Source organism: Mycobacterium sp. WMMD1722 (assembly GCF_049315205.1).
Lineage (GTDB): Bacteria > Actinomycetota > Actinomycetes > Mycobacteriales > Mycobacteriaceae > Mycobacterium.
The window spans coordinates 5314337-5336333 of the sequence record NZ_CP186056.1 but is presented as its reverse complement, the minus strand read 5'-3'; the positions used below and the strand labels follow the sequence as shown (position 1 = coordinate 5336333).

The window sequence follows — 21997 nt, the reverse complement described above, 5'->3', positions numbered from 1 at the left end:
GGCCCACCTCTTCGCCGTACTCCGGATCGTCGGAGTCGTAGCCGCACTGGGTCGGCAGATCCAGTGCCACCGAAAGCCCGGTGCCACCCTGATCCAGCAGGTAGCGGTATCGGCGATTCGACTCTTCGGCAGTGCCGAACCCGGAATACTGCCGGAACGTCCACAGCTTGCCGCGGTACCCGGACGCGAAGTTGCCCCGGGTGAACGGATAGGCGCCGGGCGCCGGCGGTTCGTGTTCGCGATCGCCCGGCCCGTACACGGGTTCGAGCGGTATGCCCGAGGAGGTCTGCACGAGGTCGCTCATCGATGGATAACGTACTTGCAAAAAATGAGAATGCCAATACCGCTTACAGGGAAACGCCCGCTAGGAGCCGGTGCCGGATGGGACCGCGGCGACCGGGGCACGGTGCGGTCGACCCCGCGTTTCACCTCGACGAGCGGTGCGACACAATCGGTGATTACGCCACTTGCAGATAATGAGAATGGCAATACCATCGAGGGCGAGTCGAGGAGGTCCATTGCCCAGCGAAAACGGGGCGTCCGGCCAGCGAGCGCTGTCCGACCGCACCCTGGTGGTGTCCGGGGGCAGCCGCGGCATCGGACTGGCCATCGCGCTCGGCGCCGCCAAGGCCGGTGCCGAAATCGTTCTGCTGGCCAAGACGGCCGAACCCCATCCCAAGCTGCCGGGCACCGTGCATACCGCGGTCGCCGAGATCGAGGCCGTAGGCGGCCGGGCCGTCGCCGTGGTGGGCGACGTCCGCGAGGAAGACGATGTGCAGCGCGCCGTCGACACGGCCGTCGAACACTTCGGCGGGGTGGACATCGTGGTGAACAACGCCAGCGCCATCGCCACGGAGACGACCGAACACCTCAGGGTCAAGAAGTTCGACCTGATGATGGACATCAATGTGCGCGGGACCTTTCTGCTGACCCAGGCGGCGCTGCCCCACCTTCGCGCGTCCTCGAATCCGCATGTGCTGACCCTGGCGCCGCCGCTGAACACCAGCCCGCACTGGCTCGGCGCGCATCCGGCCTACACCCTGTCCAAATACGGCATGACGCTGCTGACGCTGGGCTGGGCCGAGGAGTACCGCGACGCCGGTATCGCCTGCAACTGCCTGTGGCCCGAGACCTACATCGCCACCTCCGCCGTGGCGAACATGGCCGACGGGCAGCAGGCGCTCGAGTCGGCGAGGAGCCCTGAGATCATGGCCGACGCCGCAGTCGAGGTGCTGTCGCGCCCCGCCCGGGAAGCGACCGGACGGTGCTACATCGACTCCGCGGTGCTGACCGAGGCCGGCGTGACGGACCTCGCCCGCTACGGCGGCGGCGACCGTCCGACCCTCGACATCTTCGTCGACGAATACGTGGACAAGGGCGTGGAAGTGAACGTGGACAAGGCAGCGGCCGGGGTATGAGTATCTCGCTGCTGCTGGAGATGGCGGTGTCGGCCGGGCCCGACCGCACGGCCGTGGTTTGCGACGATCTACGGCTGAGCACAGACGAGCTGAGCACGCTGGCCGACGGCGGAGCCGGTGCCATCGCCGGCTCCGGAGCGGCGCATGTCGTCTACGTCGGCACCGGCGGTGCGCTGCTGCCACTGCTCATCTTCGCCTCCGCGCGCGCGGCGGTCCCCTTCACTCCGCTGAACTACCGCCTGAGCGCCGAGGGCCTGAGTGAGCTGATCGGGCGGCTGCCGGATCCGCTGGTGATCGCCGACACCGAGTACCGCGACATGGTCGCCGGGTCCGGACGGCCCGTCATCGACTCCGCTGACTTCCTCACCGCCGCACGGCAGGCCGAGCCGGCCGCCGAATTCGCCGACCCCGACGCTGTCGCGGTGGTGTTGTTCACCTCCGGCACCACATCGCGACCCAAAGCCGTCGAGCTGACGCACAACAACCTCACCAGCTACGTCACCGGAACCGTCGAATTCGCCTCCGCCGACCCCGCCGACGCCGCGCTGATCTGTGTACCGCCGTACCACATCGCGGGCGTCGGGGCGGCGATGTCGAATCTGTACGCCGGTCGGAAGATGGTGTACCTGCGCCACTTCGACGCCCGCGAGTGGATCCGGCTGGTCCGCAGCGAGGGGGTCACCACCGCGACCGTGGTGCCCACCATGCTCGACCGGATCGTGACCGCGCTGGCCCACGAGCCGGTCGCGCTGCCCACGCTGCGCAACCTGGCCTACGGCGGGTCGAAGGTGGCGCTGCCGCTGGTACGCAGGGCTCTGGAACTGCTGCCGGGGGTGGGCTTCGTCAATGCCTACGGGCTCACCGAGACCAGCTCCACGATCGCGGTGCTCGGCCCGGAGGATCACCGTGCCGCACTGGACTCCGACGAGGATGCGGTGATCCGACGGCTCGGATCGGTGGGCCAGGTGGTACCGGGCGTCGAGGTGCAGATCCGCGCCGAGGACGGGACGGTCCTGGGGCCGGGGCAGACCGGTGAGCTGTTCGTGCGCGGCGATCAGGTCTCCGGGCGCTACACCGAGATCGGCTCAGTGCTCGACGCCGAGGGCTGGTTTCCGACCAAGGATGTCGCCGCCCTGGATGCGGACGGCTACCTGTTCATCGGCGGCCGGTTCGACGACACGATCATCCGGGGCGGAGAGAACATCGCACCGGCCGAGATCGAGGACGTCCTCGTGGAGCATCCGGACGTCCGCGACGTCGCGGTGGTCGGACCCGAGGACCCCGAATGGGGACAGATCATCGTCGCCGTCGTGGTGCCCCGCCCCGGCGCGTCGCCCGACGCCGACGATCTGCGTCGTCACGTACGCAGGCACCTGCGTGGCTCGCGGACCCCCGACCGGGTGGTCTTCCGCGAAGAACTGCCCACCAATGCCACCGGTAAAGTCTTGCGCCGCGAGCTGATCCGAGAATTGCACGCCGCCGCCGACGAACCCACGAAGGAGCCCGCATGATCAAGAACGGCACGCGCCTGCAGAGTCAGGTGTGCGACACCCAGGTGATCGTCGTGCGCAGCGCCGACAGCCTCGACGACCTACGGGCCGGCGGGGTGCCGATGGTCGCGCTGGACGCACCGAAGTCCGACGATGTCGCGCTGGACCCGGCCTTCGGCGGCGGATCCGTGATGGGTAAGCGCTACGTCGACGAAAGCGGCGCGGAGGTCCTGGTCACCAAGGCCGGTCAGGGCACGCTGTCGGTCGGCGGGACTGCGCTGAGCCTCAAGGAGGCCAAGCCACTGCCAGCCAGCGACTGAGCAGCTGACGCGCCGGGATGTTGATTTCCCGGCGCGATCGGGAATGCACAGCTTCACACCATCCGGGGAGCTGCCATGACCATCGCCGAAGGAAGTAAGCGCCGCGACGCCCCACCAGCCGAACTGCGCCGAGCGATCCGTGGCGCGTCGGTCGGTAACACCGTGGAATGGTTCGACTTCGCCATCTACGGCTTTCTCGCCTCCTACATCGCCGACAAGTTCTTCCCTTCCGGCGATGACACCGCGGCGCTGCTCAACACCTTCGCCATCTTCGCCGCCGCCTTCTTCATGCGGCCGCTCGGCGGTTTCTTCTTCGGCCCGCTCGGCGACCGCATCGGCCGCCAGCGGGTGCTCGCCCTGGTGATCCTGCTGATGTCGGGTTCGACGCTGGCCATCGGTCTGGTGCCCAGCTACGACACCATCGGGGTGTTCGCGCCGATCCTGCTGCTTCTGCTGCGCTGTCTGCAGGGGTTTTCCGCCGGCGGCGAATACGGCAGCGGCGCCTGCTTTCTCGCCGAATACGCGCCCGACCGCCACCGCGGCTTCGTGGTGTCCTTCCTGGTGTGGTCGGTCGTCATCGGATTCCTGCTCGGCTCGATCACCGTCACGGCGCTCGAGGCGATGCTCAGCGAATCGGCGATGGACGCCTACGGCTGGCGAATCCCGTTCCTGCTCGCCGGGGCGCTCGGCGGCGTCGGCCTCTACATCAGGCTGCGTCTGGGTGACACGCCGGAATTCGAACAGTTGCGGGAATCAGGTGAGGTGTCGACGTCACCGTTGCGCGACGCGGTCACCACGTCGTGGAGACCGATCCTGCAGATCGCCGGTCTGGTGGTCATCCACAACGTCGGCTTCTACACGGTGTACACCTTCCTGCCCAGCTATTTCACCGAGACCCTGGGATTTTCGAAGACCGACGCGTTCATCTCGATCACCGTGGCCAGTGTGGTCGGTCTGGTACTGATCCTCCCGCTGGGCGCGCTGTCGGACCGCATCGGGCGCAAGCCCGTGCTCATCTGCGGTGCAACAGCTTTCGCGGTGTTCGCCTACCCACTGTTCCTGCTGCTGACCTCCGGGTCGCTGCCGGCAGCGGTGGCCGGGCACGCGGGGCTGGCCGCGCTGGAGGCGCTGTTCGTCTCGACCTCGCTCGCGGCGGGCGCCGAACTGTTCGCCACCAAGGTGCGCTCCAGCGGCTATTCGATCGGCTACAACGCCTCGGTCGCGCTGTTCGGTGGAACCGCACCCTACGTCGCGACGTGGCTGACCGACCGCACCGGCAACCCGCTCGCGCCCGCCTACTACGTGATCGTCGCCGCGGTGATCTCGTTGGCGACGATCCTGACCATGCGGGAGACCTCGCGACGGCCGTTGCGCAGGCAAGTCTGAATGCTGCGCTAACCGGTGATGTCGGTGATCGCCTCGGCGGTGTGCAGATCGGCGTAAGCGGCTGAATACCGTTGCGCCAGTGCGACGGCGATATCCGGCCGCTGCCATAGTTCGCCCGCGCTGGCGGTGCACAGCCACAACGTCAGTCCGTGTGCGACCGACGCCCGGTAGCGCAGCCAGATGTCGTCGAGGGAGGGGATCTCGGCGGCGGGCAGGTCCAGCGCGTCGCGGTACTCCTCGATCAGCTGCCGTTCGGCCGAGCGGCGGTCCGCGATGGTCAATGCGCCCTGGAGGAAATAACCCAGATCCAGCGACCAGTTGCCCCGCCGGGCGACCTGCCAGTCCAGGAACCCCACCTCATCCGACGGCAGCAGGTACGTGTTGCCGATGTGTGGATCCCCGTGCAGCAGCGTCTGTGTGGTGCTGGTCAGCGTGGTGATGTAGGGCTTCCAGATCCCGTCGATCAGCCGCTCGATGGTCAGTGACATGACCTCGTCGGGGGCGACGTCACCGAGGCGGTTGAGCGCCTCCTGCAGCGGCGCGGCTCCCATACCGTCCCACGGGACGAAGGGTTCCAGCCAGCCGAGCGCCGGGTCATCGGTGACCCGCCCCCAGAATCGGCCGTGCATCCGTGCCAGACCACGCACCCCGGTGGCGGCCTGTTCGACGGTCAGCGGTCGGGTGGCGTCGCGCGGATCAGCGCCGCGGGCGGTCAGATCTTCCATGACCAGGATGAAGTCCTCGGCCTGTTCATCGATCAGCGCGGCGTAGACCGTCGGATGTTCCAGCGGCAGTTCGACACCTGAGGTGAACAGTCGCGGTTCATGGAACAGCCCACTGGTCAGGCGCACCAGATCCCGATGCGCCGGATCGACCGCCTTGACGAAAACCGTCGCGGGACCGTCGCCCGTCGCATAGGTCAGCCCCAGCCGGGCCCGCCGGTTGGTCCCGTCGTCACGCAATTCGACGGTGACCGCGTCGACGACCACATCGGGGTGTCGCTTCGACAGCGCCGCGGTCATCCATTGCGGGGTGATCTCCTCCCAGTCCCGCGGGACGGCGAGCTCGACGCTGGTCACCGCAACACCGCAGGCATCGAATCCCAGCCTCGCACAGTCGATGTCGGTGAGATTCTGGCGTTGGCGAGGTCGACGTCCCACTCGGGGAACCGCTTGAGGATCTCCTCCAGCGCGATGCGGCCCTCCAGCCGCGCCAGCGCCGAACCGAGGCAGTAGTGCGTGCCGACGCTGAACGCGAGATGCTGACGCGGTTCGCGGTGGATGTCGAAGACGTCGCCGTCCGGCGGGAACTGCCGATGATCGCGGACGGCCGCGCCGATGAGCATCATCATCACACTGCCCGCCGGCACCGTCTGTCCGTGGACGTCGACGTCGCGGGTGACGTAACGGGCCACGTGCGGAGCGGGCGGCTCGAAGCGCAGCAACTCCTCGACCGCCAAGGGGATCAACGCCGGATTGTCGACCAGTTCGCGGCGCTGCTCGGGATGTTCGGCGAGCACCTTGGCCGCCCAGCCGATCAGCCGGGTGGTCGTCTCGTTGCCGGCGCCGGCGACGACGTTGAGGTAGACGAGGAGCTCGTCGCGACGCAGCCGGCGTTCGACGCCGTTCTCGTCGGTGAAGACCACGTTGAGCAGGTCGGTCATGATGTCGTCGGACGGGTGGTCAGTACGCCAGTCGATGTATGCCTCGAACACCTCACCGGCCACCATGCCCCGTTCGGCGGCGGCCATCGGCTTGCCCGCCTGGGTGCGCAGCTGGGCGTTGCCATAGTCGCGGATCATCTCCTGGTCGTCCTCCGGGATGCCCAGCAGTGAACTGATCACCTTCATCGGCATCTGCGCGCCGAAGTCGGCGATGAAGTCGAAGCCGCCGGACCCGACCAGCGGATCGAGGCTCTGCGCGCAGAACTCTCGGATTCTCGGTTCCAGCGCGTTGACCTTGCGCGGGGTGAACATTCGCGCCAGCAGCTTGCGGTGCACGTCGTGGATCGGCGGGTCCTCGAAGATCACCGTGCCAGGCGGAATGTCGATGTTGGCTTTGATCAGTTCGACGATCGCACCGCGCGCCGAACTGTAGGTCTCGTGATCGACCAGCGCTTCGCATACGTCGGCGTAGCGACTGACGGCGAAGAAGTCGTGCTGGGTGTTGTAGTACAGCGGCGCCTCTTCCCGCAGCCGCTTGAACATCGGGTACGGATCGGCGTTCAGTTCCACATCGTAGGGATCGAAGTAGATGTCGGGGCTGGCGCTCACGGTCACGGCTATCACCTCTCTCCGCGCAGAGATTACACGCGTAAGTGCACGATAATAGTGACATCAGCGGGCTCGAATGTAATCCTCAGGTGGAGGCGCGCTGAATCAGCCTCGCGACGTCACCCGGGCTGGATTCCGGCTCGGCCGGTAGCCCCAGGGCCGTCATCATCGCCGCAACCGCGACGTCGACGATCACCTCCGCGTCGAAGGCGACCGAACTCAGCGGTGGGCCGGCGACCGCGCCCAGCGGCCGGGCGTCCACACCGAGGACGGCGAGATCGGCCGGGCACCGCAGTCCCGCCTCGCGCACACCGTGCAGGGCCACGAACGCCGTCTCGTCGCTCTGGGCGCAGACGGCGGTCACGTCATCGGCCACCCACCGGGACACCACGACTGCGGCGTTGGCGCCGTCACTGATGAGGGTGTCGACCGCCAGTTCGGGCAGCCCGCGCCGCCGCGCGGCGATGCGCAGCCCCTCGAGCCAGTAGTCGCCCAGCGCCCGCAGTTGCGGGACATCCGAATAGGCGAACGCGATGCGCCGGTGACCGCGGGAGACGAGATGCTTGATCCGAAGTTCGCCGATCGACAGGTGGAGTTCGCCGAGTGCACGCAGCTGGGCACTGCCGAGGTGGATCTGCGGGATCCCGGCCGCGTCGGCGGCGGCCCGTGCCGGCCCGGTCAGGGGGAAGACGCCGGCGACCGCCAGTGGGTTGAGATCGTTGATGGCGTCGACGACGTTGCGGTCGTCGTCAGTCTCGAACTGCAGCGACAACACGATGCCGTGCCGAGCCAGGGCGGTGGTCAGCCGGCTGCCCACCTCCATGAGGAGCTCACCGAGGGACAGCCGTGGCACGATGTAGAGCACGACGCCGCTGCCGCCCACCGCCAGATTTCGCGCCGCGAGGTTTGGACGGTATCCCAGCGTTCTCGCGGCATCGCGGACCGCGTCGCGGGTCCGAGTGGAAATACGTTGCGAGGCAACGTTGTTGAGCACATAACTGACGGTGGCTGTCGACACCCCGGCCAGTCGGGCCACGTCGGCCTTGGTCGGCCGGGCCGATCCCCTGGCGCTCACCGAATCATCGTCGCACGTCCACCCCGCCCGTCGTGGCCAGCGGCCGGCCGGCGGTCTCGGCCACGGTGAGCAGCGCGCCCAGCGATACGACGGCCGCGACGCTCAGATACAGCGCCGGCGCGAGTCGGTTGCCGGACGTCGAGGTCAGCCAGGTCACCACGTACGGGGTGGTGCCGCCGAACGCGGCCACCGAGATGTTGTAGCCGATCGAGAACCCGCTGTAGCGGACCCGCGTCGCGAACAGCTCCACGCCCGCGGTCACCGCCGCCGACACGTACACCGACTCGATCGCGGCGAGGAGGCAGTGCGCGGCGACCGCGGCGACCACCGACCCCGAGTTCAGCAAGACGAACAGCGGATAGGCCAGGACGATGTAGGCCGCCGCCCCGCCGAGGAGCAGCGGCCGTCGGCCCACCCGGTCCGACAGCGTCGCCAGCGGGAGGATCAGCACCAGCGCGACCAGACTCGCCAGCGTGATCGACACGAACGACACCGTCTTGCTGAACTGCAGCGTCCTGATGAAGTACGTGGGCAGGAAGGTGAACACCACGTAGTAGCCGACGTTGAACACGATGAACAGCCCGATCACCTGCAGGATCGGCCGCCAGGCCGTGGTCGTGGCCTCACGTAGCGGCGAGGTGGCGACGTGGTCGGCCCGGCTGAGTGCCTCGAACTGCGGCGTGTCATCCAAGCGCAGACGGATGTAGAGACCGACCAGCCCCAGCGGTGCGGCGATGAGGAAAGGGATGCGCCAGCCGTAGCTCTCCATCGCCTCGGCGGGCAGCAGCGCCTGTAGCAGGGTGACGGTCACCGATCCGAGCAGGAACCCGAGCACCCCGGACCAGGCGATGAACGTCACGGTCAACCCGCGCCTGCCGTCGCGGGCGTATTCAGCGAGATAGACTGCACCACCGCCGTATTCGCCGCCTGCGGAGAAGCCCTGCACACAGCGCAGTAGCAACAGCAGCAGCGGCGCCGCGACACCGATGGTCGCGTAGGTGGGCAGCAGGCCGATGCCGAGTGTGGCGGCCGACATCAGCAGGATGACCACGGCGAGCACCTTCTGGCGACCGATGCGGTCACCGAGCGGTCCGAAGACGAATCCACCCAGCGGGCGGACCAGAAACGCCGCGGCGAAGATCGCGAAAGTGTTGAGCAGGGCGGCGGTGTCGTCACCGGACGGGAAGAAGTTCGCGGCGATGAAGGTGGCCAGGAAGCCATAGATGGCGAAGTCGAACCACTCGACGGCGTTGCCGATGGACGCGCCGGTGATGGCTTTGCGCACCGCGGCGCCACGGGCCGTGTTGTCCTCCATGACGGTGAGACGCTACCCGGACTTACCCGCATAAGCGGCCGTTGAGCAGGGCGCTTAGCAGTTGGTGTCGACCAGCCGGGGCCGTAGCCGCGCGGCGTCGATGTCGGCGCCTGCGTCGAGGGCGGCGACGAGCGCCGTCGCGTGGTCGATCAGCCCGGAGACGTCGATGCGATACGGGCCCGCCGACCGGTACGGTGCGATCCGCTCGGCTCCACGGCTCAGCAGGGTGCGCGCGCCGCGACGGTTGCCCCGCTGGATGTGGGTGATGCCGACCATCAACTGGGCCAGCCCCTGCCACAGCGGCTTCTCCCCCGCCGGACCGTCCTTCCAGGCCGCCTCGAGCACTTCATGGGCGTGGAAAGCCCGGCCGCCGTCGAGGAGTTCCTGGGCGTAGGTCAGCGATTCGGCGGGCGCGAGGTGGAGGTCGTCGGGAATACGGTCGACGCCGGTGCTGCCCGGCGGCAGCGGACGGCCCAACGCGTCGCGGGGGCGGGTGTTGCGCGGCCGGCCCTCGTCGTCGCGATCCCGATCGGCCATCGGTCCATCATGCGCTTCCGGTGTCAGGGCGCCGCCACGCCGCCCATGCCCCGGTCGCCCACAGGGCCCAGATCACCAACAGCGGTTGGAACAGCAACCGGATCGCCCGCGCTCGATCGGAGTCCAGACCGAACGCGTCGGTGTGCGTGACGAACTGCGAGATGTTGCCGGGGAAGACCGCCACGAAGAACGCCGCGGCGAGCCACCCGAGCGCAACCCGCCAGCGGCCGAGCAGGACCAGCGCCGCACCGAGGACGATCTCCACCACACCCGAGGCGAGGACGACGAAATCGGCGTCGAGCGGGAGCCATCCGGGCACCTGCGCCTGGAACTCGGTGCGGGCGAAGCTCAGATGCGCGACACCGGCGTAGCCGAGCATGACGCCCAGCAGCATGCGGAACAACGATCGGATCAAGTGCGGGCGGAGGGACTCGAACCCTCACGCTCTTTCGAACACGGGCACCTAAAGCCCGGGTGTCTGCCAATTCCACCACGCCCGCGAGGCGAGCCCACCTTACCGCCCGCGCGGTGGTGGGCGCTGCGGCCGCGGACCAGGCGGTACCGTGGGAGCGTGTCCACTACACGGCGTAGGAGGCCTGCGCTCATCATGCTGGTCGTGGTCGCCGCGGCCGGCTGCCTGGCGCTGGCCTGGTGGCAGTGGACCCGTTGGGAGTCGACCTCGGGTAGCTTCCAGAACCTGGGCTACGCACTGCAGTGGCCGGCGTTCGCGGTCTTCTGCTTCTACGCGTATTTCAAGTTCGTCCGCTACGAGGAATCGCCGCCCGAACCGCGCCGGGCCGATGAGGTGACCGAACTGCCGGCCGGCCTGCTGCCCGAGCGGCCGACCATCACCCGGACTCCCGACGACGGGGCCGACGACCCGGCACTGCGCGAGTACAACGCATATCTGGCGAACCTCGCCGAAGCCGACAACGAAGGCAGAACCCCCTCATGACCGCATCGCCGACGCCCGCGGGCGTGTCGATCGAGACGATCCGCAAGGCCGTCCGCAACTACCGGGTGCTCGCCTGGGCCACCGGCATCTGGCTCATCGTGCTGTGCGCCGAGATGGTGCTCAAATACATCGTCAAGGTCGACTGGCCCTTCCTGTGGCTGGTCGCGCCCATCCACGGCTGGGTGTATTTCGCCTATCTGCTCGTGACCGCGAATCTGGCGGTGAAGGTCCGCTGGCCGATCGCCAAGACGGTCGGCATCCTGCTGGCCGGCACCATCCCACTGCTCGGCATCATCGTCGAGCAGCGGCAGAGCCGCGTGTTCAAGGAGCGGTACGGGATCTGACGAGTTCTCCGACCGAGTCGGCGACGCCCGGCGCGGAATCGGAGCTCGGCTGCGGGATCATCAGCGCGATCACCCCGGCCAGGGCGGCCGCACAGGCGGCGATCATCAGCGCCGCGTGGAAGCCGGCCAGCGACGGCACGAGCTGGCCGGCGAACGACGTCGTCATCCCGGCGAGCACCGCACCCATCACCGCACTGGAGATCGACGTGCCCAGTGAGCGAGCCAACGCGTTGATCCCGTTGGCCGCCGCCGTCTCGGTCACCGGCACCGCCGCGTTGATCAGCGCGGGCAGCGATGCGAAGGCGAACCCGACCCCGACGCTGACCAGGACATTGAGCATCAGCACCTCGATGGGACTGTCCAGCAACCACAGCCCGCCGACGTAGGACGCGGCGATGATCGCGCATCCGGCGACCAGCGTCGAGCGGGGTCCGCGCCGCGCCGCGATCCGGGCCGCGAGCGGGGCGGACACCATCATGGCCAACCCGCCGGGCGCCATCCACAGGCCGGTGTGCAGCATCGACTGGCCGAGCCCGTAGCCGGTCTGCTCCGGCAACTCCAGCACCTGCGGGGCAACCAGGGAGAGCGCGAAGAGCCCGAAGCCGACGCCGACCGAGGCCAGGTTCGTCGTCAGCACGGGCCGGCGCGCCGTGGTACGCAGATCGACGATCGGCGAGCGGGCGCGCAACTGCCACCAACCGAACAGCACGAAGATCACCGGCGAGGCGACGAACATGCTCAGCGTTGCGGCACTGGACCATCCCCACGTCTGGCCCTTCGAGATGCCCAGCAACAGGGTCACCAGACCACCGGCCAGTCCGAGCGCCCCGACCACGTCCACGCGGTCGGGGCTGCGCGCGTCCACGGCCGGGATGAGCGCCGCGAAGGCCACCAACGCGGCCGCGCCCAGGCCGGCGGCGAACCAGAACAGGACGTGCCAGCTGAAGTTCTCGGCGATCACCGCCGACAGCGGCAGGCCGAGCGCACCCCCGACCCCGAGCGACGCGCTCATCAGACCCATCGCCGTGCCGACCTGCTGCGGCGGGACCGCCGCGCGCAACACGCTGATACCCAGGGGGATGATCGGCATGCCGAAGCCCTGCAGGCCGCGCCCGACGATCACCGGGAGTAGCGAGTCGCTCACCGCGGCGACCACCGAACCGGCGGTCAGCAGCGCCGCACACAGCATCAGGATCGGCTTGGGCCCGTAGATGTCGCCGAGCCGGCCGAACAGCGGGGTCGCGACCGCCGCAGTCAGCAGGGTCGCGGTGATGGCCCACGACGCATTGTCCGCACTGGTCTTCAGGAGTGTGGGCAGCACCGGGATGAGCGGGATGATCAGCGTCTGCATCAACGACACGCTGATGCCCGCGGCGGACAACACGGCGACGAGCACACCGGGATGGGTCGTCGCCTGTCGATTCACGACGGGGATGCTACCCATTAGGTTGTCTATCTAAAACTCGAACCGGTCAGGCCAGTGCGCGCAGCTCCGGCACCAGCTGAGCCAGCGCACGCCCGCGGTGCGAGACGGCGTCCTTCTCCTCGGGCGTCAACTCGGCGGCGGTGCGGTCCGAACCGTCCGGCAGGAACACCGGGTCATAGCCGAAGCCACCGTCGCCCCGGGGCGCATCGACGATCGCTCCACGCCAGACGCCGCGCACCACCACCTCACCCCGGTCGCTGACCAGCGCGCAGGCCGAGACGAATCCGCCGCCGCGCCGCTCACCCGGGACGTCGCGCAGCTGCCCGAGCAGCAATGCGGTGTTCGATTCGTCCTGACCGTGGACGCCCGACCACCGGGCCGACAGCACCCCGGGCATGCCGTTGAGCGCGTCGACCTCGATACCGGAGTCGTCGGCCAGCGCGGCGATACCGGTGGCGCGGTACGCGTCGCGCGCCTTGGCGAGCGCGTTCTCCTCGAACGTCGCGCCCGTCTCGGGGGCCTCGTCGAACCGGTCGACGTCGTCGAGAGAGAGCAGCGTCAGCCCGGAGATGCCTGCCGCGTCGAGGACGCGCTGGAGTTCGGCCAGCTTCTTGCGGTTGCGGCTGGCGACCAAGAGCCGGGTCATGGGCCGATTGTCGCCCATCGCATCGCTCACCTGAACGCCGGTGCGACGAAGCGCCGCAACAGGTGCTTCTCGGTGCGCGGGTCACCGGTCGGCCAGTAGGCCAGCGACACCACCACCCGCACGATCCATTGCGCGGCCTCGGGATCGTCGTCGGTGATACCCGTCAGATCAGCGGCAAGGCGTCCGAGCAGCGGCGAGTCGTGCAGGCCGCCCAGATCGAGCGCGTTCATCCCGGCCACCATGAGCCGGCGCATCGGATCGGCCCGGATCTGTTCGAGGGCCACCTCGATCGCCGCGATCACCCGTTCGGGTCCACTGCGCCCCTCGACGGCGACGCGCACCTTCTCGACGACACCGGCCGCCAACCGCATGAGCACCGCGTCCCGGATCGCCGCCTTACCGCCGGCGTAGCGATACACCGTCGCCCGCGAGCAGTGCAGCCGCGCGGCCAGGACGTCGATGTCCAGCCCGTCGAGCCCGTCGGCGAGCACGAGGTCGACGGCGGCGCGGTGGATCCGCTCGGCGGCGGCCGCGCGCCGGTCTCCGTCGAGCATCCAGTCGTCGCGAGTCATACCGCCCCCTGAGAAGTCGAGTCCCAGTGTCGCAGAACTGAGACAGATTCCGCTCAGCACCACAGCATTCATCCTGCTCGTGGCGTTGCGGTGAGACATCGACGTGTCGGTGCGTTCGAAGGGCGTTTCGACTTCACCGCCACCCGTTGACCCGGCGCACCCACCGCGTCAGCGTGGGGGCCATGACATCCGGGGACGGCGCGCTCGGTCTCGCACTCTTCGACGACCGCTGTCTGCAGGACCGGTATCCGCTGTACGCCCGGATGCACGGCCACGGACCGGTACACCGCATCGGGACCTCGGACTTCTACGCGGTCAGCGGGTTCGACGCCGTCACCGAGGCCGTCCAGCGCTGCGACGTCTTCTCGTCGAACCTGACCGCGACCATGATGTACCAGCCCGGCGGGCAGGTGACAGCCTTCACCGTCGGCGAATTGGGCGGTGCCACACAGGCTCTGGCCACGGCCGACGAACCGTCGCACGACGTCCACCGCAAGGCGCTGCTCCCCCAGCTGGCGGCCAGGCGCATCCAGGCCTTCAAACCGTTCATCGGCGACAGCGCCGCCGAGATCCTGGACGGCGCGGGCGACGGGACCGTCGAGTGGATGGCGACGATGGCCAACCGGCTGCCGATGATGGTCGTGGGCCGGATCATCGGCGTGCCCGACACCGACATCGACCGGCTCATCCGGTGGGGGTACGCGGCCACCCAGGTCGTCGAGGGTCTCGTCACGCCCGAGCAGATGGAATCCGCGGCGGTCGCGGTCATGGAGCTCGGCGGCTACATCACCGAGCAGTTCGCGCGGGCTGCGGCCGACCGGCCCGACAACCTCCTCGGCGATCTCGCGGCGGCATGCGCGGACGGCACCCTGACTGACCTCACGGCGCTGGCCATGATGATCACCCTGTTCAGCGCCGGTGGGGAGTCGACGGCCTCGCTGATCGGTTCGGCGGCGTGGATCCTGGCGACCCGTCCGGAGATTCAGCGCCAGGTGCGCGCGGAACCGAAGTTACTCGGGGCGTTCCTGGAGGAGACCCTGCGCTACGAACCGCCGTTTCGTGGCCACTACCGGCACGTGGTCCGCGACACCGAACTGGCCGGCGTCGAGTTGCCCGCGGGGTCGCGACTGCTCCCACTGTGGGGTGCGGCCAACCGCGACCCGTCCCACTTCGCGGAGCCCGACGACTTCCGGTTGCAGCGCGCGGGCGCCAAGGGCCACGTCGCCTTCGGTAGAGGCGTGCACTTCTGCGTGGGGGCCGCGCTGGCCCGGATGGAGGCCACCGTGGTGATCGGTCAGCTGCTCGAGCGGACCGCCTCGGTGGAAGCGAGCGACGTCGGACGGTGGCTGCCGAGTCTGCTGGTGCGCCGGCTCGAATCGCTGCGACTGACGCTGCGGTGAGCGCCGGTCAGCTTCCGAAAGCCTTCTTCGGCGGCGTCTTCGGCTCGGGCAGCACCCCGGGATACGGCGCCTCGAGGGCCTCGCGCTGAATCGCGAACAGCTGCTCGCTGGCCGACATCGCGAGATCGAGCAGCTTGTCGAGCGTCGACCGCGGGAACGTCGCACCCTCGCCGGTGCCCTGGATCTCCACCAGCGTGCCGGTGTCGGTGGCCACCACGTTCATGTCGACCTCCGCGCGGGAGTCTTCGGAGTAGGGCAGGTCGACGCGGACCCGCCCGTCGACGACGCCGACGCTGACCGCGGCGATCGCGCAGGACAGCGGACGCGGATCCGAGAGCTTCTCGGCGGCCGCGAGATACGTCACCGCGTCCGCCAGCGCCACGTAAGCCCCGGTGATGGCCGCGGTGCGGGTGCCGCCGTCCGCCTGCAGCACGTCGCAGTCGATCGCGATGGTGTTCTCGCCCAACGCATTCAGGTCGATACACGCGCGCAGTGACCGCCCGATCAGCCGGCTGATCTCCTGGGTGCGGCCACCGACCCGGCCTTTGACCGATTCGCGGTCCGAGCGGTCATGGGTGGCCGCGGGCAGCATGGCGTATTCGGCGGTCAACCAGCCCAGCCCGGTTCCCTTACGCCAGCGCGGCACGCCCTCGGTCACGCTGGCGGTGCACATCACCCGGGTCTGGCCGAACTCCACGAGGACCGACCCGGCCGGATGCGAGGTGAAGCCCCGGGTGATCCGCACGGGCCGCAGCTCGTCGTCGAGGCGGCCGTCTTCTCGTCTGGACACCGCCCAACCCTATCGGGTGACCTAACGCCGGGTGACGTCGAAGGACTCGTTGGTCACCACGGCGTGCACCGGACCGTCGAACTCCGCCTTGGCCTCGCTGATGACATCCTCCCGCGACGTCCACGGCGGAATATGGGTCAGCAGCAGTTCGCCGACACCGGCGCGGGCGGCCGCCCGTCCGGCTTCGGTGCCCGACAGGTGCAGCTTCGGTGGGCGATCCGGGGAGTGCGTCCACGACGCTTCGCACAAGAAGACGTCGGCGCCGCGGGCGAGTTCGATCAGCGAATCGCAGAAACCGGTGTCACCGGAGTAGACGAACGTCGCGCCGGAGGGATCGGTCAACCGCATGCCATAGGACTCGGTCGGATGGCAGACCAGCCGCGGCAGAACCGACAGCGCGCCGATCTGCACCTCATGATTGTCCGACCAGTTACGGACGTCGAAGATGTCGGAGAAGTCGTCGATCTCGCCGCCCTCCGGTGAACTGGCCGCGCCCAGACGGGCCCACGTGTTGGCCGGTCCGTAGACGATGCCCCGCGTGGTCGCCGGTGACGGGTGGTAGCGCCGCCATACGAACAACCCGGGCAGATCCAGGCAATGGTCGGCATGCAGATGCGAGAGCAACACGGAGACGTCGTTGGGGTCGGCGTGGCGCTGCAGCGCCCCCAGCACGCCACCGCCGAAGTCGAGTACCAGCGGCGGAGTGTCCGGTGCGGTCACGAGGTATCCAGACGCCGGCGAATCAGGTCCGACGACGCTGCCGGAGCACCCCAGAACGGTGATTCGCACGCCCATTAGCTTGCCATGCCCACCGGGCGGTTGACGAAAACATCGGCCGTTTCGCGCAGGATCTCAGCGAAGCGTCACGCTCACGCGTCGATGTGACGGCGCGCCGGCCGGACCCCGTCCAGACTCGGCCCGAGGAACCGCGCGGCGAGAGCGGTGAACGCGACCGGATCGCCGGTGGACTCGAACTGCCGGATCGGCGGTTCGGCGCCGGGGTCCTGCGGGTGCGGCCGCAACAGGTCACCCTCGGTCAGCACTCGCAGCAAATCCTTGGCCGTCTCCTCGGCGCTGGAGACCAGGGTGACGTGATCGCCCATCGCCAGCTGGATCAGTCCGGACAGCATCGGATAGTGGGTGCAGCCGAGGACCAACGTGTCGACCTCCGCCCGCTGCAGCGGTTCGAGGTAGCCCTCGGCCAGACCGAGGACCTGCCGCCCGCTGGTGACGCCGCGCTCGACGAAGTCGACGAAGCGCGGGCACGCCACCCCCATCACCTCGATGTCGCGGGCGGCGGCGAACGCATCCTGGTAGGCCCCCGAAGCGATGGTGGCGGCGGTGCCGATCACCCCGACACGCCCGGTCCGCGTGGCCGCGACCGCGCGGCGCACCGCGGGCAGGATGACCTCCACCACGGGCACCGGCGCGTAGCGCTCGCGGGCATCGCGCAGACACGCCGCCGAGGCCGAGTTACACGCGATGACGAGCGCCTTGACCCCGCGCTCGACGAGGTCGTCACCGATGGCCAGGGCGTGTGCGCGGATCTGCGAGATGGACAGCGGACCGTAGGGTCCGTTGCCGGTGTCGCCGACATAGACGATGTTCTCGTCGGGGAGCTGGTCGATGACGGCGCGCGCCACGGTGAGCCCACCCACCCCGGAGTCGAAGATCCCGACCGGCAGCAGGCGGGCGTCGGCGTTGTCGGTCACGACGTGAGGTACGGCGGCGTAGTGGGCGACCGGCGGAGTTCGCGCGCTTTGCGCTCCGGACTGGACAGCAGATACGCGGCGACGACACCGGCGACCGCACCGCACAGGTGGCCCTGCCAGGACACCCCGAGCGTCCCCGGTAACACGCCGAGCAGGATGCCACCGTAGACGAACAGGACGACGACCCCGACGACGATCTCCCACACCTTGCGGGTGAAGAACCCGAAGACCAGCAGGAACGTGAGCCATCCGAAGATCAGCCCCGATGCGCCGATGTGGTTGGTCTCGACCGGGACGCCTCGATAGCTGGGTGCACCGACGTTGCCGATCAGCCACGTGCCCAGACCGCCGAGGATCCACACGATCGCGGTGGCGTAGATGAACCGCGCCATCCCGGCCAGGGTCATGAGGAACCCGAGGACCAGCGCTGGACCGGTGTTGGCGATCAGATGCTCCCAGTTGGCGTGCAGCAGCGGGGAGACCACGATGCCCCACAGTCCGTCGGTCTCCAGGGGGCGGATGCCGTTCTCGTCGAGGCGGTGTCCGGTCAGGGAATCGACCAGCTCGATCACATAGAGCAGAGCGACGAAGCTCACGATGGTGACCCCGCCGACCACCCACGCCGGTCGCTTGCCGGCCGCGGGCCGGCCGGGCGAACCGGCCGGATATCCGGTCGGACCGGTCACGCCCATAGCTGCCCTTCCAACGCGTCTTCCGCGTCGTCCAGGCTACCGGCGTAGGCGCCGGTCGACAGATACTTCCAACCGGCGTCGCAGACCACGAACGCGATATCGGCCCGCTCCCCGGCCTTGACCGCTTTCGCCGCCATTCCGAGCGCCGCGTGCAGGATGGCTCCGGTCGAGATACCGGCGAAGATGCCTTCCTCTTCGACGATCTGGCGCGTCCTGCGGATCGCGTCGAATGACCCGACGGAGTAACGGGTGGTCAGGACGTCGGGGTCGTACAGCTCCGGGATGAACCCCTCGTCGATGTTGCGCAGTGCGTAGACCCCTTCGCCGTAGCGGGGTTCGGCCGCCACGATCTGGATGCCGGGCACCTGCTCGCGCAGGAACCGACCGGTCCCCATCAGGGTGCCGGTGGTACCCAGGCCGGCGACGAAGTGGGTGATCTCCGGCAGGTCGGCGAGCAGCTCGGGGCCCGTGCCGTAGTAATGCGCATCGGCGTTGGCCGGGTTGCCGTACTGATAGAGCATCACCCAGTCGGGATGTTCGGCCGCGAGCTGTTTGGCGGTCGCCACGGCGGTGTTGGAGCCGCCCTCGGCCGGGCTGAAGATGATCTCCGCGCCGTAGAGCGCCAGCACCTGGGTGCGTTCGACCGAGGTGTTCTCGGGCATCACGCAGATCATCCGGTAGCCCTTGAGCCGGGCGGCCATCGCCAGCGAGATCCCGGTGTTGCCGGATGTCGGTTCCAGGATGGTGGCGCCCGGTGTGAGCAGCCCGTCGTGTTCGGCCTGCTCGATCATCCGCAGCGCGGGCCGGTCCTTGATGGAACCGGTCGGGTTGCGGTCCTCGAGCTTGGCCCACAGCCGCACGTGCGGACCGTCGGCGTCATCGTCCCAGCGCGGGGAGATCCGCGGCAACCCTACGAGCGGGGTGTTGCCCAACGCCTGCAGCAGGGAGTCGTGCCTCGTCATCGCCCCCGACTCACCCGCCCGCGACGGCGGGCAGGATGGTGACCGAGTCGCCGTCGGAGATCTCGGTGTCCAAGCCGCCGGAAAACCGCACATCCTCGTCGTTGACGTAGACGTTGACGAAGCGGTGCAGCTTGCCCGAGTCGACCAGCCGTTCGGAGATCCCGGAGTAGTTGCTCTCCAGGTCGGTGATCACCTCACCGAGGGTGGCGCCGGTCGCGCTGACCCGCTTCTCGCCGCCGGTGTGCGGGCGCAGGATGGTCGGGATGGAAACGGTCACAGCCATGGGTCGGCCTTTCTAGTACTCGGTCACGATGTTGACGGGCTCCTCGGTCACCACACCGTCGGCGATGCGGTAACTGCGCAACTCGTGGACCTCGGGATCCCTGGTGGAGACCAGGACGTAGTGGGCATCCGGTTCGGACGCGTAGGAGATGTCGGTGCGGCTCGGATACGCCTCGGTCGCCGTGTGGGAGTGGTAGATGACCAAGGGCGCATCGCCCGACTCGTCCAAGGCGCGCCACACTTTGAGCTGTTCACCCGAGTCGAAGCGGTAGAACGTCGGCGACCGTTCGGCGTTGAGCATCGCGATGTGCCGCTCGGGCCGGTCGGATCCCTCCGGACCGGCGATGATGCCGCACGCCTCGTCGGGGTGGTCGGCGCGCGCATGGGCGACCATGGCGTCGACCAGGTCAGCGCGGATTGTCAACACGTCAGGACTCCTTTCCCAGCGCTCCGGGCAACAGGCTGCGGTACGTCGGTATTCCGGCGGCCGGCCCCGCGCCGAGCACACCCACGAGTACCGCCCGGGCCAGACAGTCCGCCGCGGCCGCCCCGATCGCGGTGACCAACGGCACCTCGGGTGACATCGACGCCGGGGTCTGCGGATCCGGGGGCACCTCGACGGCTCCGGTCGCGAGCGCGAACACCGTGTCGCCGTCCAGCGGGGTGTGACAGGGCCGCAGCGTGCGGGCCAGGCCGTCGTGGGCGGCGACCGCGACCCGGCGGCACGCCGCCTTCGACAGCACCGCGTCCGTCGCGACGACCGCGATCGTGGTGTTGAGCGGTCCGAATTCGGCGTGCCGGCCGGCGTAGGACGCGACCTGCTCGGCGGGCGGCGCCGTGAGTCCGAACTCGACGATGTGCTCGGCCATCCACGGCAGCCCGGTGGTGGTGTCGAACGCCTCTCCGGCCGAGTTCACCACCACCAGAGCACCGACGGTCGCACCGGAATCCAGGACGGTCGAGGCGGTGCCCACCCCGCCCTTGAGCACCCCGGCCCGCGCGCCGGCCCCTGCCCCGACCGAGCCGATCGCCACGTCGACACCCGCCGATTGCGCTGCCAGGTAACCGAACTCGGCGGTGGGGCGGCAGGACCACGCCCCGACCGGCAGATCGAAGATCACCGCCGACGGGACGATCGGCACCACACCGCCGTCCAGGGCGACGCCCCGGTCCTGCTCCTCGAGCCAGGTCATCACCCCGTCCGCGGCGGCCAGGCCGTAGGCACTGCCGCCGGTGAGCACGATCGCGTCGACGTGGCGCACCGAATTGCTGGGTTCGAGCAGATCGGTCTCCCGCGTCCCGGGAGCTCCACCCCGGCCGTCGACCGCACCGATGGTGCCCGGCGGGGTCAGCACCACGGTGGTGCCGGTCGCCCACCCGGAGCCCAGTGCGGCGTCCGGGTCGAGGCGGTGGTGCTGGCCCACCCGGATACCGCCGATATCGGTGATCGAGCCCATCGTCATCTCGTGGGTCACCGCTTACCCATGAGGCCGACCACCAGGTATTCCTGCAGCACCGTCAGCCACTGGTAGACGTCGAGATGGTGGGCCATCGGATGTTCGGGCGGCAACCGATCGGGACCGTGCGCCCCGATGTCGAGCATGGCGCCCAGCGCCAACCGCACGTCGTTGACGGCCGCAGCCCAGGCGTGCGCATCGTCCTCGGTGAGCTCGATCTTCCCCCCGCCGGCCGGCACGGTGTCCAGAACCCGTTGCGCGGCCTCGCGTTTGGCGTCGATGATGTCCGGTTCGTGCAGGCTGCGCAGGGCACTGTTGAGGCTCTCGGCGGTTCCCGAACCGGCCGGGTGGTCGGTCTGTGTCCGGTAGAAGTCCGGCAACAGGCGTTTCATGGTGGCGTCTTGCGGTGGACTGGAATGTCCGGTGCGCATCCCGGTGATCTCTTCGAGTTCGTCTGCCGGAGCGGACGATTCACGTTCCTCCAGCATGGCGATCAGCGACGTCACCAGACTGCGCAGCAACGCCGCCTCGTGGGATTCGACGGACGACCGCAGGCGGGCGCCCCGGGATGTCTCCACCCGCTTCCATTTGCGCACTCCGTCGCCCTGCCGGTCAGCGATCCTGCTGCATGGTGGCCCACAGGCCGGCCGCATGCAGCTTGGTGACGTCGATCTCCATGGACTCGCGGCTGCCGGCGGAAACCACGGCCTTGCCCTCGGTGTGCACCTGCATCATCAGTTTCGTGGCGTGCGGCTCGCTGTACCCGAACAGCTTCTGGAACACATAGGTCACATAGGTCATCAGGTTCACCGGGTCGTCCCAGACAATGGTCACCCAGGGTGAGTCGGTGGCCTCCCCGGTCTCCACACTGCGGTCCTCGTGGGTTTCCGGGCGGGCCTTCGCCGGCGTAACCATGTCGCCAGGATACCGGGGCGCCGCCAACGGC

27 protein-coding genes and 1 tRNA gene are annotated in these 21997 nt (G+C 68.8%); 7 read left to right on the top strand and 21 right to left on the bottom strand.

The window, feature by feature from the left end:
- Positions 1-304 (bottom strand): methylmalonyl-CoA mutase family protein (locus ACN27E_RS25865; RefSeq protein WP_422745893.1); only part of this gene is annotated, 304 nt, incomplete at its 3' end.
- 214 nt (positions 305-518) lie between these two features.
- Here ACN27E_RS25865 and ACN27E_RS25860 point away from each other — a divergent pair.
- The 4 genes from ACN27E_RS25860 to ACN27E_RS25845 all read left to right on the top strand — a co-directional run bounded on the left by ACN27E_RS25860 (position 519) and on the right by ACN27E_RS25845 (position 4614).
- The gene (locus tag ACN27E_RS25860; RefSeq protein WP_422745891.1) at positions 519-1418 is read left to right on the top strand and encodes an SDR family oxidoreductase; all 900 of its coding nucleotides are present in this window, start codon (positions 519-521) and stop codon (positions 1416-1418) included.
- Complete coding sequence (locus ACN27E_RS25855; protein ID WP_422745890.1) at positions 1415-2929, top strand: class I adenylate-forming enzyme family protein; 1515 nt, start codon at positions 1415-1417, stop codon at positions 2927-2929. The genes ACN27E_RS25860 and ACN27E_RS25855 overlap by 4 nt, the downstream gene beginning before the upstream one ends.
- The gene (locus ACN27E_RS25850) at positions 2926-3228 is read left to right on the top strand and encodes a hypothetical protein (RefSeq protein WP_422745888.1); all 303 of its coding nucleotides are present in this window, start codon (positions 2926-2928) and stop codon (positions 3226-3228) included. The genes ACN27E_RS25855 and ACN27E_RS25850 overlap by 4 nt, the downstream gene beginning before the upstream one ends.
- A gap of 75 nt (positions 3229-3303) precedes the next feature.
- A complete protein-coding gene (locus ACN27E_RS25845) occupies positions 3304-4614 on the top strand; it encodes an MFS transporter (RefSeq protein WP_422745887.1) in 1311 nt (436 codons plus the stop codon).
- Between the two features lie 8 nt (positions 4615-4622).
- On the opposite strand, the gene ACN27E_RS25840 is transcribed toward ACN27E_RS25845, so the two are convergent.
- The 7 genes from ACN27E_RS25840 to ACN27E_RS25810 form a co-directional block, all read right to left on the bottom strand.
- On the bottom strand, positions 4623-5636 hold the full coding sequence (locus ACN27E_RS25840) for a phosphotransferase (RefSeq protein ID WP_422750135.1): 1014 nt from the start codon (positions 5634-5636) through the stop codon (positions 4623-4625).
- Between the two features lie 53 nt (positions 5637-5689).
- Positions 5690-6892 (bottom strand): cytochrome P450, encoded by a 1203-nt coding sequence (locus tag ACN27E_RS25835; protein ID WP_422745885.1) that lies wholly within the window; start codon positions 6890-6892, stop codon positions 5690-5692.
- 79 nt (positions 6893-6971) lie between these two features.
- Complete coding sequence (locus tag ACN27E_RS25830; protein ID WP_422745884.1) at positions 6972-7961, bottom strand: LacI family DNA-binding transcriptional regulator; 990 nt, start codon at positions 7959-7961, stop codon at positions 6972-6974.
- A 4-nt stretch (positions 7962-7965) separates the two neighbouring features.
- Positions 7966-9276, bottom strand: a complete 1311-nt coding sequence (locus tag ACN27E_RS25825; protein ID WP_422745883.1) for an MFS transporter — start codon at positions 9274-9276, stop codon at positions 7966-7968.
- Between the two features lie 54 nt (positions 9277-9330).
- The gene (locus ACN27E_RS25820) at positions 9331-9813 is read right to left on the bottom strand and encodes a DUF309 domain-containing protein (RefSeq protein ID WP_422745882.1); all 483 of its coding nucleotides are present in this window, start codon (positions 9811-9813) and stop codon (positions 9331-9333) included.
- Positions 9814-9820: 7 nt separating this feature from the next.
- Entirely contained in the window at positions 9821-10207 is a 387-nt protein-coding gene (locus tag ACN27E_RS25815) for a DoxX family protein (RefSeq protein ID WP_422745880.1), read from the bottom strand.
- Between the two features lie 22 nt (positions 10208-10229).
- Positions 10230-10313 (bottom strand) — tRNA-Leu (locus tag ACN27E_RS25810).
- A gap of 71 nt (positions 10314-10384) precedes the next feature.
- Between ACN27E_RS25810 and ACN27E_RS25805 the strand changes: the two genes are divergently transcribed.
- The gene (locus ACN27E_RS25805) at positions 10385-10768 is read left to right on the top strand and encodes a hypothetical protein (protein ID WP_422745878.1); all 384 of its coding nucleotides are present in this window, start codon (positions 10385-10387) and stop codon (positions 10766-10768) included.
- On the top strand, positions 10765-11112 hold the full coding sequence (locus ACN27E_RS25800; protein WP_422745876.1) for a DUF3817 domain-containing protein: 348 nt from the start codon (positions 10765-10767) through the stop codon (positions 11110-11112). Before ACN27E_RS25805 ends, ACN27E_RS25800 begins: the two co-directional genes overlap by 4 nt.
- Here ACN27E_RS25800 and ACN27E_RS25795 read toward each other — a convergent pair.
- Genes ACN27E_RS25795 through ACN27E_RS25785 form a run of 3 tightly spaced genes read right to left on the bottom strand, consistent with a single transcriptional unit; the run spans position 11090 to position 13756 of the window.
- Positions 11090-12556, bottom strand: coding sequence for an MFS transporter (locus ACN27E_RS25795; protein WP_422745874.1), 1467 nt, complete (start codon positions 12554-12556; stop codon positions 11090-11092). The genes ACN27E_RS25800 and ACN27E_RS25795 overlap by 23 nt on opposite strands.
- Positions 12557-12584: 28 nt before the next feature.
- On the bottom strand, positions 12585-13184 hold the full coding sequence (gene rdgB / locus ACN27E_RS25790; protein WP_422745873.1) for an RdgB/HAM1 family non-canonical purine NTP pyrophosphatase: 600 nt from the start codon (positions 13182-13184) through the stop codon (positions 12585-12587).
- Positions 13185-13210: 26 nt separating this feature from the next.
- Complete coding sequence (locus ACN27E_RS25785) at positions 13211-13756, bottom strand: TetR/AcrR family transcriptional regulator (RefSeq protein WP_422745871.1); 546 nt, start codon at positions 13754-13756, stop codon at positions 13211-13213.
- Between the two features lie 182 nt (positions 13757-13938).
- Here ACN27E_RS25785 and ACN27E_RS25780 point away from each other — a divergent pair, with 182 nt between their 5' ends.
- On the top strand, positions 13939-15156 hold the full coding sequence (locus ACN27E_RS25780; protein ID WP_422745870.1) for a cytochrome P450: 1218 nt from the start codon (positions 13939-13941) through the stop codon (positions 15154-15156).
- 7 nt (positions 15157-15163) lie between these two features.
- Here ACN27E_RS25780 and rph read toward each other — a convergent pair whose 3' ends face one another.
- From rph to clpS, 10 genes are all read right to left on the bottom strand, one after another.
- Entirely contained in the window at positions 15164-15946 is a 783-nt protein-coding gene (gene rph / locus ACN27E_RS25775; protein WP_422745868.1) for a ribonuclease PH, read from the bottom strand.
- A 21-nt stretch (positions 15947-15967) separates the two neighbouring features.
- A complete protein-coding gene (locus ACN27E_RS25770; protein WP_422745866.1) occupies positions 15968-16741 on the bottom strand; it encodes a cyclic nucleotide-degrading phosphodiesterase in 774 nt (257 codons plus the stop codon).
- Between the two features lie 74 nt (positions 16742-16815).
- A complete protein-coding gene (gene murI, locus ACN27E_RS25765) occupies positions 16816-17658 on the bottom strand; it encodes a glutamate racemase (RefSeq protein WP_422745864.1) in 843 nt (280 codons plus the stop codon).
- On the bottom strand, positions 17655-18350 hold the full coding sequence (locus ACN27E_RS25760) for a rhomboid family intramembrane serine protease (protein ID WP_422745863.1): 696 nt from the start codon (positions 18348-18350) through the stop codon (positions 17655-17657). The genes murI and ACN27E_RS25760 overlap by 4 nt, the downstream gene beginning before the upstream one ends.
- Positions 18341-19312, bottom strand: coding sequence for a cysteine synthase (locus tag ACN27E_RS25755; protein WP_422745861.1), 972 nt, complete (start codon positions 19310-19312; stop codon positions 18341-18343). Before ACN27E_RS25755 ends, ACN27E_RS25760 begins: the two co-directional genes overlap by 10 nt.
- A gap of 10 nt (positions 19313-19322) precedes the next feature.
- Positions 19323-19595, bottom strand: coding sequence for a MoaD/ThiS family protein (locus ACN27E_RS25750; RefSeq protein ID WP_422745859.1), 273 nt, complete (start codon positions 19593-19595; stop codon positions 19323-19325).
- 12 nt (positions 19596-19607) lie between these two features.
- On the bottom strand, positions 19608-20021 hold the full coding sequence (locus tag ACN27E_RS25745) for a Mov34/MPN/PAD-1 family protein (RefSeq protein ID WP_422745857.1): 414 nt from the start codon (positions 20019-20021) through the stop codon (positions 19608-19610).
- Position 20022: 1 nt separating this feature from the next.
- Positions 20023-21051, bottom strand: coding sequence for a P1 family peptidase (locus ACN27E_RS25740; protein ID WP_422750133.1), 1029 nt, complete (start codon positions 21049-21051; stop codon positions 20023-20025).
- Positions 21052-21065: 14 nt separating this feature from the next.
- On the bottom strand, positions 21066-21647 hold the full coding sequence (locus tag ACN27E_RS25735) for a DUF2017 domain-containing protein (protein ID WP_422745856.1): 582 nt from the start codon (positions 21645-21647) through the stop codon (positions 21066-21068).
- A 16-nt stretch (positions 21648-21663) separates the two neighbouring features.
- Positions 21664-21966 carry an ATP-dependent Clp protease adapter ClpS gene (clpS, locus tag ACN27E_RS25730; protein ID WP_422745854.1) on the bottom strand — a complete coding sequence of 101 codons (303 nt, stop codon included), beginning with the start codon at positions 21964-21966 and terminating at the stop codon, positions 21664-21666.
- Between the last annotated feature and the right edge of the window lie 31 nt (positions 21967-21997).

Excerpts from the sequence above, each read along its gene's own strand:
- ACN27E_RS25750 (WP_422745859.1), bottom strand. The coding sequence starts at position 19,595 with ATGGCTGTGACCGTTTCCATCCCGACCATCCTGCGCCCGCACACCGGC.
- ACN27E_RS25760 (WP_422745863.1), bottom strand. The coding sequence starts at position 18,350 with ATGGGCGTGACCGGTCCGACCGGATATCCGGCCGGTTCGCCCGGCCGG.
- ACN27E_RS25800 (WP_422745876.1), top strand. The coding sequence starts at position 10,765 with ATGACCGCATCGCCGACGCCCGCGGGCGTGTCGATCGAGACGATCCGC.
- ACN27E_RS25780 (WP_422745870.1), top strand. The coding sequence starts at position 13,939 with ATGACATCCGGGGACGGCGCGCTCGGTCTCGCACTCTTCGACGACCGC.
- ACN27E_RS25740 (WP_422750133.1), bottom strand. The coding sequence starts at position 21,051 with ATGGGCTCGATCACCGATATCGGCGGTATCCGGGTGGGCCAGCACCAC.
- rdgB (WP_422745873.1), bottom strand. The coding sequence starts at position 13,184 with ATGACCCGGCTCTTGGTCGCCAGCCGCAACCGCAAGAAGCTGGCCGAA.
- ACN27E_RS25840 (WP_422750135.1), bottom strand. The coding sequence starts at position 5,636 with ATGACCGCGGCGCTGTCGAAGCGACACCCCGATGTGGTCGTCGACGCG.
- ACN27E_RS25785 (WP_422745871.1), bottom strand. The coding sequence starts at position 13,756 with ATGACTCGCGACGACTGGATGCTCGACGGAGACCGGCGCGCGGCCGCC.
- ACN27E_RS25770 (WP_422745866.1), bottom strand. The coding sequence starts at position 16,741 with ATGGGCGTGCGAATCACCGTTCTGGGGTGCTCCGGCAGCGTCGTCGGA.
- clpS (WP_422745854.1), bottom strand. The coding sequence starts at position 21,966 with ATGGTTACGCCGGCGAAGGCCCGCCCGGAAACCCACGAGGACCGCAGT.
- ACN27E_RS25825 (WP_422745883.1), bottom strand. The coding sequence starts at position 9,276 with ATGGAGGACAACACGGCCCGTGGCGCCGCGGTGCGCAAAGCCATCACC.
- ACN27E_RS25850 (WP_422745888.1), top strand. The coding sequence starts at position 2,926 with ATGATCAAGAACGGCACGCGCCTGCAGAGTCAGGTGTGCGACACCCAG.
- ACN27E_RS25845 (WP_422745887.1), top strand. The coding sequence starts at position 3,304 with ATGACCATCGCCGAAGGAAGTAAGCGCCGCGACGCCCCACCAGCCGAA.
- ACN27E_RS25815 (WP_422745880.1), bottom strand. The coding sequence starts at position 10,207 with ATGCTGCTGGGCGTCATGCTCGGCTACGCCGGTGTCGCGCATCTGAGC.
- ACN27E_RS25820 (WP_422745882.1), bottom strand. The coding sequence starts at position 9,813 with ATGGCCGATCGGGATCGCGACGACGAGGGCCGGCCGCGCAACACCCGC.
- ACN27E_RS25795 (WP_422745874.1), bottom strand. The coding sequence starts at position 12,556 with ATGGGTAGCATCCCCGTCGTGAATCGACAGGCGACGACCCATCCCGGT.
- ACN27E_RS25855 (WP_422745890.1), top strand. The coding sequence starts at position 1,415 with ATGAGTATCTCGCTGCTGCTGGAGATGGCGGTGTCGGCCGGGCCCGAC.
- ACN27E_RS25755 (WP_422745861.1), bottom strand. The coding sequence starts at position 19,312 with ATGACGAGGCACGACTCCCTGCTGCAGGCGTTGGGCAACACCCCGCTC.